Genomic DNA, 15,721 nt, shown 5'->3' with positions numbered 1-15,721 from the left:
CTCCGCTCTCGCGGACTTCCTTCAAAGGGGGAATTGTAGCGATGGAAAAGGGAAGAAATGACGAGGAACGAATGACGAATGACGGAGGAAATGTGGGGGGGAGTGTAATACAAACATCCCCCTAACCCCCTTCAAAGGGGGAATGTAGGGACGGAAAGTCGGAGGTAATGTGGGGAAAATATCCTTCTATACACACTTTCGGCTATTGATAGTCACGTACTCGGCTAATGTTATTTTAAGAGGTTTTTGGGGGATTTTTGGAGATTGCTTCTTTGAGTATAGGGAGGGCACTTTTCTCAATCAGCTGAGAAGCGGTGAGGAGGGTGATTACTTTATGAGGTTTAAGCATCTCTAAGAAAGATGCAAAAGCGGGGTTTGCCAAGAGTTCTTGGGTATAATCTGCTTTGAAATCTTCGAATTTACCGTCTTGATGATAACGTTTGCGCAAAACTGTGGAGGGAGCTACCTCTTTCGCCCAAAAATCTAAATGAAGCGCTTCTTTTTTGATGCCACGAGGCCAAAGCCTATCGGCTAAGATACGAAAGCCGTCCTCAGGGCTTTCTGCTTCGTATACGCGTTTTAATTGTATTTTCATAGTAACAAGACCATTGCAAAAAATATACCAATTAGGATTTAATGATTAGTGATTAATGGTTAATGATTAATGATTAAGAAGCGGAGAAGGGCTGGTTGTAAGCAGTAGGAGTATTGTAAGCGGTATGCTTTAAGGATTAAAACCTACCCTTAAATCCTAAGGCTTTGGCTTTACTAAGCGCAACTTTGGCTTCTGCCTCGCGCCCAAGTTCGTTGTAGAGCAAATACAAATCGTAATAGATTTGGGCGTTTTTGGGTTCGTACTTCAAGGCTTCGTTTAAGAAGCTTTCTGCCTTGTCGTTTTGGGCTTTGCCACTGTAAAGAACAGCGAGGTTTAGGCGAATGTAGTTCAGCTGTTTGTCTTTCAGCAGAGCGCGCTCGTAGAAACGAATGGCGTTATCGGTATCGTTTATCTTCACAAAATAGTCGCCTGCCGTAGCACTTCCTAATGGAAAATCGGACTGTGAGAGCACAAACTCCTTATACTCTTGATGCGCTTGTTCAAATCCATTATAGACCCTGCAAGCCTCTAATCCTTTTTGGGTGAGCAAGGCATTTGCGGCGAGCATACGCACCGCCTTCACCTTATCGGTAAGTAAGGGCAACAAATCATTTTCATAGAGATTCAGAGGATATTCGCTAATAGCCACCACGGCACGATAACGCGTTTGTGGGTCGGGATTGTGGAGTTCTTTTTTAACAAGCGCAAAGCTCTTTTCAGAGGGGTGATTGCCCAGATAGTGAATGGCTCCCGCACGCACAATGGCGGGGGTTGTTTTGTCTTCTAACAGACTACTGAGTGCGGTGATATTTCCTTTACTTCCTTTAATAAGATTTTCGGCGAAATGCGGTTTGCGCTGTTTGCCGTACCACTTGGCAACAGCCTCGGCTGCCCACCCAGCGGTTTTATCGGTATGACAAGCATTGCAAGCGTTGGGTGTGCCGTACTGAGCAGACAAATCGGGACGAGGGACGTAGAAATTGTGGTCGTGGCGCACATCGTTGCCCATATAAGTGCGAGTAGGCATATGGCATACACGGCAATCGGTTCCGGCTGGGTCACCTTTGTGGAAAGTGTGTGCCTGAGAAGCGTACTTAGGCGCGTGACACTGCAAACACACTTTGCTACCTTCGGCTTTCAGCTTGCCTGTGTGAGGCGAATGGCAAGAGGTACAGCGCACGTTTTGGTGATACATTTTGCTTTGCAAGAAAGACGAATATTTATAGTTTTCACCTGATACTTGTCCGTCAGGAAAATAGAGGTCGGTTACAGGCACTTCGGGCAGATATTCGTCCATTACCTCTGTTACCATAGCGTGGTGCTGGGTTACCTCTCCCCTACGTGTATGGCAAGGCATACAGGCATTGAGTTCTTGGGTTTGCGAGGCAAGGACAAACGTGCGAGTTTTCCCCTTACTCTCGGCGTGCGTTTTAGCCCCTCCGTGGCAGGATTCACAACTTACGGTGAGTTCGCTATAAGTAGTGTGATAGGAGTCGGTATAAGGGTTGAGGTTTTTTTGCAGGTTGGTGCTATGGCAAGAGGCGCACATTAGGTTCCAATTCTGTCCTGCTTGCGTCCAATGCAGGTAATCATCGGGGAGAATTACCTCGCCTGCGTATTGGTGAAACCACTTGTTTTGACGGCTATCCCACGACTGACGGAAGACTTGCTTTTTGCCGTTAGGAAAATCGGTAATATACTGTTGTAGGGGGTAATAACCAAAGGTATACAATACCTCGTAATCTTTGTAAGACCCGTCTTCGCTTTGTGTATGAATAAAAAATTTGCCATCGCGCTTGAAGAAACGAGAAGTGATGCCATCGGCGGTGTAGGTAGCGTTATTGAAATTGCCGAGTACGGTGCTATCGTTAGCGATTTGCATTGCCTTGTAATGGTCGGAGAGCGTCCATTCATTATACTCTTTTAGGTGACACTGCTTGCAGGAAGCCGAACCTATGTAGTCCTGAGGAGTTTCTTTATTAATATCATCTACGGAGGTATACGTCTCCTGATTAGTAGTTTTGAAGAATAGAAAGACAATGCCCGCAAGGCATAATAGAACAGCAAGAGCTATCAATAGTTTTTTCGACATAAAGAAACATTTAGGCGGTTTTCTTACAGCGGGGCAAAGGTACAAAAACAATATTTAATATACAACGGATAAGACGGTTAAAAATTCTAATAAAAGAGTCCTAAAACATTAAAAATTAACAAATGTATTTACTTGTATTAAAAACTCTTGTACTATTGAAACCTTTTTACTACTTTTGCGCAAAATTAAATATAGATGACAAAACTGAGATTGTTGTACTCTTGGGCCCTCTTCTTGCTGGTAATTTTTAGTGTTACAGCACAGAACATAGAGGTTTCAGGTACTGTAAAAGATGAAAAAGGAGAGCCTTTATTAGGTGTATTGGTATTAATTAAGGGTACCCAGCACGGTGCCGCTACCGATATGGACGGGAATTATACTATCCAAACCAAAGTGGGAGAAACGTTGAGTTTTTCGATTTTAGGAATGAAGACAGTAGAGAGAAAAATAACCGCCTCCACCAAACGATTAGACATAGTTCTTAAAGAAGATGTACAAGAACTTGAAGAGATGGTGGTTACCGGCTATGGAGCTCCTAAGCTTGCCAGCCGCACCGTTGCACAAGTGGCACAAGTGCAAGGTAAAGATGTGAGTGCCGCTCCGGTAGCCAGCGTATCCGATGCCTTACAAGGACGATTAGCAGGGGTAGTGGTAACCAGCGATTCAGGTCGCCCTGGTAGCAATAGCGATATCCTTATCCACGGGTATAACAACTTCCAAGGCGCACTACGAGGTGAAAGAACCCAAGAACCTCTTTATATAATGGACGGAATAGCCGTAAGCAGTAGTGTGATGAGCAGGTTCAACCCTAATGATATCGAGAGTATTACGGTACTTAAAGACGCGGCTTCTACCTCTATCTACGGAGCACGTGCCGCCAATGGGGTGATACTTATCACTACCAAAAAAGGGCGTAATAACGAGCGTACAAGCGTAACCATCAGTCACCAACTCGGCTTTACAGCGCTTACCAACGCTAGCCGTAAGTTTTTTGACGATATGATGACCCCACGCGAGTATATGGACTTTTGGATAGAAAAAAATCCTGAAGCAGTAAACTTGGCTGTAGGTAAGTTCAGTTCAAGCAAGGATGTAGCGAGACAGTCAGCAGATAAAATTTTAGCCGATAATCCTTACAATACCCGTTGGGATAAGGTTTTCTTTAGAGATTTTGTACCATTGATACGTACTGATGTCTCTATTTCAGGAGGTACTAATAATAGTACTTATTATTTGTCGTTTGGGCACTTCAGCCAAGAGGGTTCTACAGCACCTCGCAGCGATTACCGTCGTTATACTGTCAATGGTAGTATCAATACCCAAATTACTAAATGGTTAAAAACAGGCTTCTCATTTGCAGCAGGACATACCGAGCGCGAAGGAGGCTCAACCCTCAATACACCTAAGGTGATAGCTTTGCCACTTTACAGTCCTACTTACGAAGATGGTCGTCGCAAAAACTATATCCCTGGAATCACCAGTCGTTCAGCTGGTTTCTACCACCCCGACTACTATGCCGAAACACACCCTAGCAACTCTTTCTCCGATGACTTCTTGCCTTCGGGATTCGTCTCTATAGAGCCTATTAAAAACCTCATATTCAAAACACAAGGAGGGATACAATACGGGTATGGCGAATCAGAACTAAAAGAGTTACCTTCGTTTATAGATTATAAGTTTTTCGATGACCCTAATCCTTACACTTCAGTGTCTAACAGTCGTACACTCAGAAAAACAATTACTAACACGTTAGAATATCGCTTCCTGTTAGGAGAAAGCAGAAAACATAGCTTCAATGTGTTATTAGGACAAGAGTCGGTTGAAAATAGCAGTAAACAATTAGATGCTACTACTTTCGGACAACCTTCAGAAGGGCTAACAATGCTCCGACACGGTAGTAAAGATAAAAGAATAGAAGACCAAAAGACTGTAAGTACTTTCAATTCTTATTTCGGAAGAGTGGAATACTCTTATAACACTCGTTATTTCGTAGACCTATCAATGCGCCGTGATGGTTCGTCAGCTTTTGGTAAGAACAACCACTACGGTAACTTCTGGGCAATAGGAGCGATGTGGAAACTCAAACAAGAGAACTTTTTGAAAGATGTAAAATGGCTTTCAGACCTCAATTTGCGTTTCAGTACAGGGCTTTCAGGAAATGCTTTAGGAGGCTACAAACATATCACTACCATAAAACCAGATAATTTCTATCAAGGTAAAACAGCTTATACAGTAGGTAGCTTGGGTAATCCTGATCTACGTTGGGAAGAGCAACGCAAAACAACTGTAGGGCTTAATATTGTGATTGATAGAGGTACTTCTTTCAATATAGAATACTACGACCGCGAGACTTACGATATGATTTCAAGTCGTGAGCTCAATAGTACTTCAGGGCAAAATCAATTCTTTGACAATGCAGGGGGTATGCGCAACCGTGGGATAGACTTCACTTTCTCATCAGTAGTGTATAGAAGTAAAAATGAAGACCTGAGCATTCGTCCTTACTTTAACGTAAACTATAACAAGCAAGAAATAACCGCTCTTTTTGGCAATAAAACCTCTAATGTGGTTCCTTCTTCTGAAATAGGGTATAAATTAGGTCGTGCCCTTGAATGGGCTGCCGTTATCCCCAAAGGCGTAAACCCTACTACCGGACAAATGGAGTATTACATACCAGGCGATGACCGTATGGAGCAAGTAACTGATGATAATAGAGTAACAACTACTTACGACTCTAGTAAGTTAGGACAAACCACAGGCAAGAAAATGCAAGCCCCTATCAATGGTGGATTCGGCTGGAATATCAGCTATAAAACATTCTCGCTCGATATGGCATTCTCTTTTTCGTTGGAAAAATATAAGTGGAACTACGATATGAAGTACACCGAAAATCCTGACCAGTTTGGTGATCACAACCTAAGTAGAAAAATATTAGACTATTGGAAAAAACCAGGTGATAACACCCGCCACCCTAAGATAAACACTACCACTTTCGTAAATTCATCGGATGCGCGTATGATACAAGACGCCTCATTTATGCGTTTGAAAAATATTACCCTTAGCTATAGCCTCCCAAAAGAAGTTATCAAACAATTGAATTTCTTTGAAGGAGTACGCTTATATGCTACCGCCCGCAATATCTTTACGCTTACCAAATACGAAGGTGCAGACCCTGAGTACAATAATGCTATTTCATCAGGTGGCTATCCTCCTTCTCGTCAATTTACCTTAGGAGTAGATGTTAATTTTTAAAAATGTAAAACAATGAAAAAGATTTATAAAATAATAATTTTAGTAGTAGCTCCTCTGTTCTTTACCGGCTGTTTCAACCTCGACCAACAACCTTATGAAGATTTGAGCCAAGCTAACTCTTTTAAAACCGTACAAGATGCTCAATTTTGGGTGAATGGTATGTATGGTAAGTTGCGTACAAACATATACGGAAGTGCGATGTATGCTACCGACTTGCAAGCCGATTTCCTGAATATGGCCTTAAGAGACGGTACTAACGAAACGATTACAAACTTTCAAAACTGGACGTTGTTTACTGTCAATAATGCAGCTACAGCAACTATTTGGCAACGCTATTGGGGGGCAATACAAAATATAAATATAGGTTTAGAGGGGATTCCTACTATTACTATTCCCCAAGAAAATTACCGCACCGATGCGGCACAAATAAAGCACAATATGGGCGAATTGTATTTGGCACGTGCTTATTACTACACCTATCTGCTTACGCATTATTGCCCTACCGACGAGGCTTCAGCTTATGGATTGCCTTTGCTAAGCGGGCCTACTATCAACAATTTTCCTAACAGAAGTACAGTAGGTCAGACGTATGATTTTATTTTAGCTGATATAGCGCAAGCAGAAACCCGTCTCAGCGATGTAACAGGCTCATTAGGGGCAGAGAAGTTTACTAAAGATGCAGTGGCAGCACTCAAAGCGCGAGTATTGCTTTATAGAGGCAAATGGGCAGAGGCTTATGCCGCAGCTACTTCTATCATTGGCAGTCGTTATAGCTTAGTAACTAGCAGTAGTGATTTAGAAAAAGTATGGAAAGATGATGATACTGCAGAGAGTATTGTACAGCTCTATGCTAAATATGATATAGGGAATACCGCCGAATTACCTTCAGCTAACGATGTCTATTTAGGATACCAAAGAGAATGGAACTACAGATTGCGTAGATTTGAGATAAAGTATTTGCCAAAAGCAATACCTACTCAAGATTTCGTAAATTTGTATAACGACAACGACTACCGTAAGTCTATTTATATCAAAAAACTTTTTGCTAACTATGGTAGTGCTACTTTCACCGATTTGTATTTGGTAAATAAATACCCCGATAACCCTTTGCTAAAACAAACAGAAAACGGCTATTCTACTTATATGCACCGTCCTAAAGTGTTCCGTATTGCCGAAATATACCTAATAGCTGCTGAAGCTGCTTATAAGAACGGCGATCAAACTAATGCTAAAACCTATTTAGACAGATTGCGCACCGCTCGTGGTATTGGTAGTGTAACCTATACCGACCTTTGGGCAGAGATTCAAAACGAACGCAACCGCGAACTTGCTTTCGAGGGCTTCCGTATGGCAGATATCAAGCGTTGGAATTTGGGCGTAGTACGTGGTACTCCTCAGAACCTCAGTGCTATTGTTTCAGACCCTGCTGACCAGTATTACCAGCTTAATATCCCTGCGGGGAATTATAAAATGGTTTGGCCACTTCCTCCAAGTGACATTCTCTATGAACAAGGTAGAGCCAACTGGCAACAAAACCCAGGTTGGTAAAACAATGATTAATTGCTAATACAATAAAGAGATTTCAAACATATTTGAAATAAAAAAGCGGTCTTAGTAGACCGCTTTTTTATTATCATTAATCTTAACTATTATCTCCAAAAGTAGTAGGCTACTACTGATATAAAGATAATACAAAGAATATTCAATACAAAACCTGCTTTTATCATATCGCGTTGACTTACCTTGCCCGTGCCGTAAGCTATGGCATTAGGAGGCGTAGCTACAGGCAACATAAAGGCACAAGAGGCTCCTATACCTATAATAAGCGAAAGACCCAAAGGATTAACTCCTAAGTTTTCGGCTACTGAGATGAAGATAGGCACTAAGAGAGCTGCACTGGCGGTATTGCTGGTAAATTCAGTTAAGAAAATGATGAAGGTGGCTACCATAAGTCCTATTACAAAATAGTTGCTATCAGCGATGAGAAACTGCACAGAGTCTACCAATGCCTTACTTGCCCCCGATTGTGTAAGGATAACGCTTAGTGAGAGTCCACCTCCGAAGAGCATTAGCACACCCCAATCGGTGTTTTCTTGTATTTGTTTCCATTCGGCTACACCAAAGAAACATACAAACACGGCAGCAATCATTGCTACCACTGCATCAAAGTCTTTGATTTTTTCGATACTTAAAAAAGAAGTGAGCGTTTCGTTGATTACATCACTAAATATCCAACAAAGGGCTGTGATAAGGAAGATGAGAATGGTGAGATACTGCTTGCCATTAAGCTTATCTACTGCACCTTCAGTAGAGGTAATTTTAATGTTAAGTTTTGGGCGGAAGACTACGTACAACGTACCAATCATCAAAGGCATTAAACCTAAGACTGTAGGCATACCATAGCGTAACCATTCTGAGAATGTGATATTCAGTTGAGAGGCGACAATGGCATTCGGTGGACTACCTACCAAGGTACCCATACCTCCTATACTCGCACTATAAGCAACCCCGAGTATCACAAAAGCATACGTACCTTTATTACTTTCGTAGTCGATGTTTTTGAGCAAGCCAATTGCCAAAGGGATAATCATTGCGGCAGTAGCTGTATTGCTGATACCCATAGAGAGCAAAGCAGTAGCCAAAAAGAGGAAGAATACCGCTAACAGGAAATTTCCTCTGGCTATAGCAATCACCTTATGAGCGATGTACTTGTCAAGCTTTTGTACGCTCAGGGCAGTAGCAATAGCGAAACCTCCAAAGAATAGGAAGATTGTAGGGTTTGCAAAAGCTTGTAGGGCACTTTTGGTACTCTCTAAGCCCAAGAGTATTGCCAATACAGGAACTAAGAGTGCTGTAACGGTAATGTGTATGGCTTCGGTAAGCCACAAGATAGCGACAAAGGCAAGGAGTGCCAAGCCTTTATTAGTAGGCTCTTCATAAGGAAGCAAGCCATAGAGTAAAAAGCCTACCGCCAATGCGATGGCTATAATCACGGAACGTTTGATGTAATTGGTCAGCATATATTAGGGTTTTTGTTATTAGCAAAGCACGTAAGCAATTTACGGTTTTATCTTCACCGCATATTTCTTTTCCGAAACAATTACAATCCCTTTTTGGAGCAAAAGATTATTCGGCAAACTTATCTGTTCGCCTTCTGTTGTTTTCAAAAGAGTATAGAAAGATTTTATATCGATTATTTTAGCCTCGATAGGATAATCTTTATCTAAAATCTTAATCGTATCACCTATTCTAAACGGAGAAGAGAAAAACACGATAATCCCCGCTGTAATATTGCTCAAAATCGACCATTGGGCAAAAAATGCTACCCCTATTACGGTAAGTATCGAAGTAACAAAAAGGAATAGCTGTTCGGTTTTTATTCCCCAAATAGAGACAATGGTAAGGATAGCTAACGCATAAATAAAATAGTCTATATACTTCTTTACTAAATGAGTACGACTCTCTACGAACTCCGCTTTTTTTCCAAACTTATTGATGATGGAGTTCACCAAGTAACGCAAAGCAATAAAGACCACCAATGTAATGGCAGTAGCAATAATTTGATATAGGTAGTCTTGTATATAGTTCATATAACTTTACTTCGCGATATTCACAGCACGAGTTTCACGTATTACCGTTACTTTCACTTGACCTGGGTAGGTCATATCGGTTTGGATTTTTTGCGATAAGTTGAATGATAGTTCTGCGGCTTTATCGTCGGTTACTCTTTCGCTTTCTACGATTACACGCAACTCACGACCTGCTTGGATTGCATAGGCTTTCTTCACACCTTGGAAAGTGAAAGCAGCATCTTCGAGGTCTTTAAGGCGTTGTATATACGAATCGAGTACTTGACGGCGTGCTCCTGGACGAGCTCCACTAATAGCATCGCATACTTGTACGATAGGCGAAAGCAAGGAGGTCATCTCAATCTCGTCGTGGTGTGCCCCAATAGCGTTGCACACTTCGGGTTTTTCGCCATATTTCTCTGCCCATTCCATACCGAGGAGAGCGTGAGGAGTCTCACTTTCTATCTGTGGTACTTTACCGATGTCGTGCAAGAGTCCGGCGCGTTTGGCGAGTTTAGGATTTAAGCCTAATTCGGCTGCCATTACTCCGCAAAGCTTAGCTACCTCGCGTGAGTGTTGCAAGAGGTTCTGACCATAAGAAGAACGGTATTTCATACGTCCTACACATTTTACTAACTCGGGGTGCAATCCGTGGATACCGAGGTCAATCACGGTGCGTTTACCTATTTCTACAATTTCTTCTTCTATCTGTTTAGTAGTTTTTTCTACGACTTCCTCAATGCGTGCAGGGTGGATACGCCCGTCGGTTACGAGCTTGTGCAAAGAAAGACGTGCGATTTCGCGACGTACCGAGTCGAAGCAAGAGAGGATAATCGCTTCGGGGGTATCGTCTACAATGATTTCGACCCCAGTAGCTGCTTCGAGGGCACGGATATTGCGACCTTCACGACCGATGATACGACCTTTCACCTCGTCAGACTCGAGATTAAATACCGATACGCAATTGTCTACTGCTTCCTCAGTGCCTATACGCTGAATGGTGTTGATGATGATTTTGCGCGCTTCTTGGTGAGCGGTGAGCTTGGCTTCCTCAATGGTATTTTGGATATAAGCCATCGCGTCGGCTTGGGCTTCACTGCGCAATGAATCGGTGAGTAGTTTCTTAGCTTCTTCGGCAGACAAGCCTGAAATAACCTCTAATTGTTGTACCTGACTTTTGTGTAGGCGGTCTATTTCTTCTTGTTTTTTGTCGAGAGTTTGCAAGCGAAAGTCGGCTTCTTCTGTTTTCTTTTCCAACTCATCTTTTAGGCGCTTATTTTGTGCCAATTCATTAGACACTTGCGACTCTTTATCGCGTATACGCTTCTCAGCCTCTGCCATTTTTTTATCTTTGGCGGAGATTGTTTTTTCGTGTTCAGCTTTTAGTTCAAGGAACTTCTCTTTTGCTTGGAATATCTTGTCTTTTTTGATATTTTCAGCTTCGGCTTTAGCGTTTTTCAGAAGAACGTCGGCTTCATTCTTAGCGTTGAAAATGATTTTAGAGGCGTTCTTCTTTTCCAGCGATTTGGCGATAGCGAACCCTATGAAAAGGGCAATGATAAAAACTGCAATACTTATAATAACTGTACTATCCATCTTTGTTGTTTAAAAAATAAAATATTGATATAAAAAATGCCTATATTGATTAATATGTTTCACGTAAAACTCTGAAAAACAGGTTTAGGGATACTCAGTGGGGCAAGTATCCGGCAACTGAAGACCGGCACGCTTTAGCCGCTGTAACTCTCCCTTTTGTGAAATGTTAATGTTGAGTTTACCGAAAGGACAATCAATATAGGCAGTAAGTTTTCTATGTAAAGGAACGTGTTTTAACCTATTTGGTTTAAGGCGTTGTACACCTGTGCTAAGGTTTCTTTGAGGGATTCATCTTCGTGCGTTTCGTTGAGTTTAGCTTGTTCTATTTCTCTTGCCAAAGCGATAGCGCACATTGCTAAGCCATCTTGTTTATCGCGCAGTTCATAAACGGTTTCAAAATCTTGAATCATATCGTTTATCTTTTTAGCGGCTTTTCTAAATCCCTCTTCCTGTTGTGGAGCAATGGTTAAAGGGTATAACCTATCGGCTACCGAAAGTTTAATTCTCAATCCGTCCTGTTCCATTGCTATTGTTTAGTAAGCTGAGTGATACACGCATCGATTTCGCGAATGAGCGTATTGAGCTTCAATTTGGTTTCTCTTTTATTATCTTTACTGCCTAATATACGGTTGGCTATGGCGAGTGTTTCGTTCTTCTCTTTCAGTGTAGTGATAGTGCTTTCCAGCGACTGTTTCTCACTGCGAAGTTCTTCAATGGTTTGTTTTAGCTTGCCATTTTCTTCCCTAAGACTATTGAATTTGCTCTGTAAGACAATGGCTTTCTCTTCTAATAACGCTACCAACTTTTTTAAATCACTCATCAAACAGCGAACTTTGTATATTTGGGGCAAAAATACGCTTTCTTTTTAAAAAAAGCAATTTTTTTAGAAAATAAATGAAACTGAGAAATGTAAGATTTTCATAATCAACATAAAAAAGGACTTTTAAGTTTTAAAGAAAGTCATACCTCAGCGTTGTTATAAATAAAAATCACTTGATTGTATTACAAGTTGATGATTTTCTTTGCTTAATTTTAACAAAGGGTTGAATTAACTTATTGATTATAAACCTCCCCCTTTTACACATACCCAGCTTTCGCTGGCTTCCTCAAAGAGATAACCTCCCCCCAGCCCCCTCCAAAGGGGGAGATGTGATGCAAAAGCGACTATGAAATTGTAAATCAGAGACAATCATTTCTCAAACATTGATTCACATTATAAATTAACATTTTCTTTATTTTGCTGTTTCGCTAATAGGTAATTTACCGCAGTAGCAGCAGCGTGTAACCCAAAAGCGGCTGGCATAAAGCTAATGGTACCATAGAAAGACTTTTTATAGTCGAGACCTTCGGTGCGTTGCATAGAGTCCTTGGAAACAATTTCGGAAGAGAATACGGCTTTTATACCTGAGTGAATACGCTCGTTTTTGAGCCGTTTGCGAATAAACTTTGCCAACGGACAGTTATACGTTTTCATCAGGTCGGTTACTTTTATTTGGGAAACATCGGTAGCACCTCCGGCGCCCATACAACTCACGAGCTTTACGTGTTTGCGTTTAGCTGCAAGAATAAGGTTCAGCTTAGGGGTAATACTATCGATACAGTCGATGACATAATCGAAGTCGGGTGTTACGATTTCCCAAGCACGCTCAGGGGTGAGGAATTCGTGAATGACGGTGAGTTTCAGCTCGGGGTTGATATCCAAAAGACGTGCTCTCATCACTTCGGTTTTGGCTTGCCCTATCGTAGAATGAAGGGCGGGCAACTGGCGGTTGATATTAGAGAGGGAAACGGTATCAGCATCGACAATAGTGAGAGCTCCTACGCCTGCACGAGTTACAAATTCGGCAGCATAAGAGCCTACGCCCCCTAAGCCTGCAATGAGGATATGGGCATTTTGCAGAGTGGTAATGCCTTGTTGTTTAATTAAAAGCTCTGTACGTTCTAACCAATGATTATTCATATTTAAAAAAAGCCCCATCGCAAAGGAAGGGGCTTATAATTCGCTTTTATAGTGCCGATAACAGTGCTTGTCTGCAAGGACACTTTCTACTTAAATAATTCAGAATGACTTCCAAGTCTCATCAAATAGATTACTTTTTCTTCATTATCTTGTATCCATATAATAAGAAAATCTCCTTCTATATGGCATTCTAAACAGTCTTTATATTGCCCTTTTAGATAATGAGGTTTCATTTCATTAGGAATGCCTTCTACTCCTTTTCTCTGTAAAATATCAATTACACTAAGAACTTTTTCTATCTTCTTAGAGCTTTTGCTATATCTTTTTTTGTCTTTTTTGAAAGCTACAGTTGCTACAACATCAAAAATTATTTCTTCTTCTTCAAAGCTGTTCATCATCTATATCTTTAAAAAGCTGTCTAACGTCTTTATACCTTTTCATAAGGTGACCTTTTTCTTTCACTTCCTGAAAAGCTTTCTGTGTTTCCTCGTTAGGAATAGCTGTTTCAATAGGATATGTTTTTTTTCCTTCTTTTTTACTCAAAAGAACTGTTTTTACTTTGAACTTTTCGAACAAACTTAAGAAAGTAGGGAAATCAGCTTCATTGATAGTTGCTTGTAATGTGATTGTATTCATAATACTACTATTTTTTGGCAAAAGTATAAAATCTTTTTTATTTAACAAAGTATTATTTACTTCTTCAAAAAAAGCCTGTCTGAGAGGCTCTGTTTTGTGAAGGCGATTTGCCAATCGCCCCTACAATATAACTAAAAGCAATTGATTATAATTAACTTTGCCAAAGGTACGAGTCATACCTTTGGCAAAGTGTAGCGACGCAAATGCGATTTAAATCTTCTTTACTCTTCTTTCGTGGCGACCGCCTTCAAAAGGGGTGTTGAGAAAGGTATTGGCTATATCTACGGCTTGCTCAATGGCGGTAAAGCGGGCGGGAATGCTCAGTACATTGGCATTGTTATGGGCACGGGCAAGAGCAGAGAGCTCTTTTGTCCAGCAAACGGCACAGCGGATGTGAGGGTGCTTATTGGCGGTCATTGCAATGCCGTTACCACTACCGCAAATCACAATACCAAGGTCGGCTTTGTTTTCTTCTAAGGCTTTGGCTACGGCGTGACCAAAATCGGGGTAGTCTACACTTTCAGAAGTATCGGTGCCGTAGTTGAGTACTTCTATTCCTTTACTTTCCAAAAAAGCTACAATGGCTTTTTTATAATCGACTCCTGCGTGGTCGTTTCCTATGGCTATTTTCATTTTTTATAGTTAATTTTATCGTTATTTGTTTTTTATATATTGTTTATAAGCTTCACGTAGAGCATCGGCTTGGGTTTTATTGGGGCTTTGGGTGTACATATCGTCAAAATATGCAAAAGATACTACTTTGGTTACTTTGGGAATGGAGAAGGCGGTAGTGAGTTGTTGTTTGACTCTATCGAAAGTAGCGGGATGAAAAGGTACCTGACCATTAGGAGAGGCAAAAGTTTCGAGGTCTGACCAAAATACTCCTTTATAGTTTTTGTTTTCCTGAAATAGTCCGCGCTCAGCCGCTTGGTAGTACTCAGCAAGGCGGTTGAGGGTTACGTGTTGTGCCCCTACCCCATCTTGTAACATAATGATTTCTAAATTACTCTTAGCGAGTTCAGCCATAAAGTGTTGCAACTGTTCGGGAGACGAAAGTGCACTATTCCAAAAGGCAGCAATTGAAACGGGTTTGTTATTCAGCTGGTGCAAACGATTAGAGATGCGGTCGATAAATTTCTCTCTGAAAAGAGCTATCTTATCATCGGTATTATAAGCATAAGGCTCAGGTTCGTGTGGAATATACCACCCTTTGAAGGCTGGGTGAGTACCAAACTGGCGTTGGATATCTTCAGCAATAGCAATACAATAATTGGCTTGAGTTTGTAGCCACGACGCATCGGTTTGATGTTGCCAATAACTTTCATCAAAGAGCAAGCCTATGTGCACTTCTATGCCTTTACGCTGAGCTGAGGCGAGGATTCGTTGTAGGGTAGGTTTAATTTTGGTGGTAGTAAAGTTATTGTTTGAATCGAACCAAGTGAGGTTATTAGAAGGATTTATATATCCTATGTATTGTACGATGAGGGTGTTCATACCCAAGTCTTTAATTTCGCCTAAAAAATTGTCCCATTGAGCCTCGCTCCAATCGCCTTTGTTAAAAAGCTGTATGAAGGTACCTGTAAGTATCTTTTTATCGGAAGGGGAAGGGGTAGGCGGATTAGGTTGTGGATTGGGCTGCGGGTTAGGTTGCGGGTTAGGGTTGGGTTGTGGAGTGGGGACAATAGGGTTGTTGGGGTTGGGGGTTGGTTCATCGGAGTTGCTTTTGCTACAAGAGACTGATAGCAAAGCACCAAAAATGGTGAGGAATAAAATTAATTTTTTCATCTTATTTAATATTTTTTGCAAAGGTAGGAAGTAATTAGGAAATGAGCAAATTGGAAAATGAGCAAATTGGAAAATTAGAGAATTAGAAAATTAGAGAATTGGAAAATTGGAAAATTGGAAAATGAGAGAATTAGAAAATGAGGAGGGGTTGAGGGGTTCGGAAGATATCGGAAAGAAACGGAAGGAGGAGTTGAAGTGAAAAGTAAAAAATGAGCTATAAGATGGGTGGGGTTAGC

At 41.2% G+C, this 15,721-nt stretch carries 14 protein-coding genes; 2 read left to right on the top strand and 12 right to left on the bottom strand.

Annotated elements, in window-relative coordinates:
• Positions 1–235: 235 nt before the first annotated feature.
• Both HMPREF9078_RS03770 and HMPREF9078_RS03765 read right to left on the bottom strand, forming a co-directional pair.
• Positions 236–595 carry a DUF488 domain-containing protein gene (locus HMPREF9078_RS03770; protein ID WP_009419416.1) on the bottom strand — a complete coding sequence of 120 codons (360 nt, stop codon included), beginning with the start codon at positions 593–595 and terminating at the stop codon, positions 236–238.
• Positions 596–731: 136 nt separating this feature from the next.
• A complete protein-coding gene (locus HMPREF9078_RS03765; protein ID WP_009419415.1) occupies positions 732–2,687 on the bottom strand; it encodes a multiheme c-type cytochrome in 1,956 nt (651 codons plus the stop codon).
• Between the two features lie 195 nt (positions 2,688–2,882).
• Between HMPREF9078_RS03765 and HMPREF9078_RS03760 the strand changes: the two genes are divergently transcribed.
• Positions 2,883–5,939 (top strand): SusC/RagA family TonB-linked outer membrane protein, encoded by a 3,057-nt coding sequence (locus HMPREF9078_RS03760; protein WP_009419414.1) that lies wholly within the window; start codon positions 2,883–2,885, stop codon positions 5,937–5,939.
• A 12-nt stretch (positions 5,940–5,951) separates the two neighbouring features.
• Positions 5,952–7,487, top strand: a complete 1,536-nt coding sequence (locus HMPREF9078_RS03755) for a RagB/SusD family nutrient uptake outer membrane protein (RefSeq protein WP_009419413.1) — start codon at positions 5,952–5,954, stop codon at positions 7,485–7,487.
• Between the two features lie 101 nt (positions 7,488–7,588).
• Here HMPREF9078_RS03755 and HMPREF9078_RS03750 read toward each other — a convergent pair whose 3' ends face one another.
• The 10 genes from HMPREF9078_RS03750 to HMPREF9078_RS03705 form a co-directional block, all read right to left on the bottom strand.
• Complete coding sequence (locus HMPREF9078_RS03750) at positions 7,589–8,959, bottom strand: DASS family sodium-coupled anion symporter (protein ID WP_009419412.1); 1,371 nt, start codon at positions 8,957–8,959, stop codon at positions 7,589–7,591.
• A gap of 39 nt (positions 8,960–8,998) precedes the next feature.
• On the bottom strand, positions 8,999–9,529 hold the full coding sequence (locus HMPREF9078_RS03745) for a mechanosensitive ion channel family protein (RefSeq protein WP_009418516.1): 531 nt from the start codon (positions 9,527–9,529) through the stop codon (positions 8,999–9,001).
• Positions 9,530–9,535: 6 nt separating this feature from the next.
• Positions 9,536–11,104 (bottom strand): ribonuclease Y, encoded by a 1,569-nt coding sequence (rny, locus tag HMPREF9078_RS03740; RefSeq protein ID WP_009419411.1) that lies wholly within the window; start codon positions 11,102–11,104, stop codon positions 9,536–9,538.
• A gap of 233 nt (positions 11,105–11,337) precedes the next feature.
• The gene (locus HMPREF9078_RS03735) at positions 11,338–11,628 is read right to left on the bottom strand and encodes a cell division protein ZapA (RefSeq protein ID WP_009410520.1); all 291 of its coding nucleotides are present in this window, start codon (positions 11,626–11,628) and stop codon (positions 11,338–11,340) included.
• Between the two features lie 2 nt (positions 11,629–11,630).
• On the bottom strand, positions 11,631–11,924 hold the full coding sequence (locus HMPREF9078_RS03730; RefSeq protein ID WP_002674144.1) for a hypothetical protein: 294 nt from the start codon (positions 11,922–11,924) through the stop codon (positions 11,631–11,633).
• Between the two features lie 393 nt (positions 11,925–12,317).
• Entirely contained in the window at positions 12,318–13,064 is a 747-nt protein-coding gene (locus tag HMPREF9078_RS03725) for a ThiF family adenylyltransferase (RefSeq protein ID WP_034542775.1), read from the bottom strand.
• Positions 13,065–13,150: 86 nt separating this feature from the next.
• A complete protein-coding gene (locus HMPREF9078_RS03720) occupies positions 13,151–13,459 on the bottom strand; it encodes a type II toxin-antitoxin system YafQ family toxin (protein ID WP_034542772.1) in 309 nt (102 codons plus the stop codon).
• On the bottom strand, positions 13,446–13,700 hold the full coding sequence (locus tag HMPREF9078_RS03715) for a hypothetical protein (protein ID WP_034542803.1): 255 nt from the start codon (positions 13,698–13,700) through the stop codon (positions 13,446–13,448). The genes HMPREF9078_RS03720 and HMPREF9078_RS03715 overlap by 14 nt, the downstream gene beginning before the upstream one ends.
• A 210-nt stretch (positions 13,701–13,910) precedes the next feature.
• A complete protein-coding gene (gene rpiB, locus HMPREF9078_RS03710) occupies positions 13,911–14,333 on the bottom strand; it encodes a ribose 5-phosphate isomerase B (protein WP_009419406.1) in 423 nt (140 codons plus the stop codon).
• A 21-nt stretch (positions 14,334–14,354) separates the two neighbouring features.
• Positions 14,355–15,485 (bottom strand): DUF4434 domain-containing protein, encoded by a 1,131-nt coding sequence (locus HMPREF9078_RS03705; protein WP_009419405.1) that lies wholly within the window; start codon positions 15,483–15,485, stop codon positions 14,355–14,357.
• Positions 15,486–15,721: the final 236 nt, after the last annotated feature.

Origin of the sequence: Capnocytophaga sp. oral taxon 380 str. F0488 (genome assembly GCF_000318255.2) — a bacterium.
Lineage (GTDB): Bacteria > Bacteroidota > Bacteroidia > Flavobacteriales > Flavobacteriaceae > Capnocytophaga > Capnocytophaga ochracea.
The sequence above is the reverse complement of the archived record's forward strand: the minus strand, read 5'-3'. Positions and strand labels throughout refer to the sequence as shown.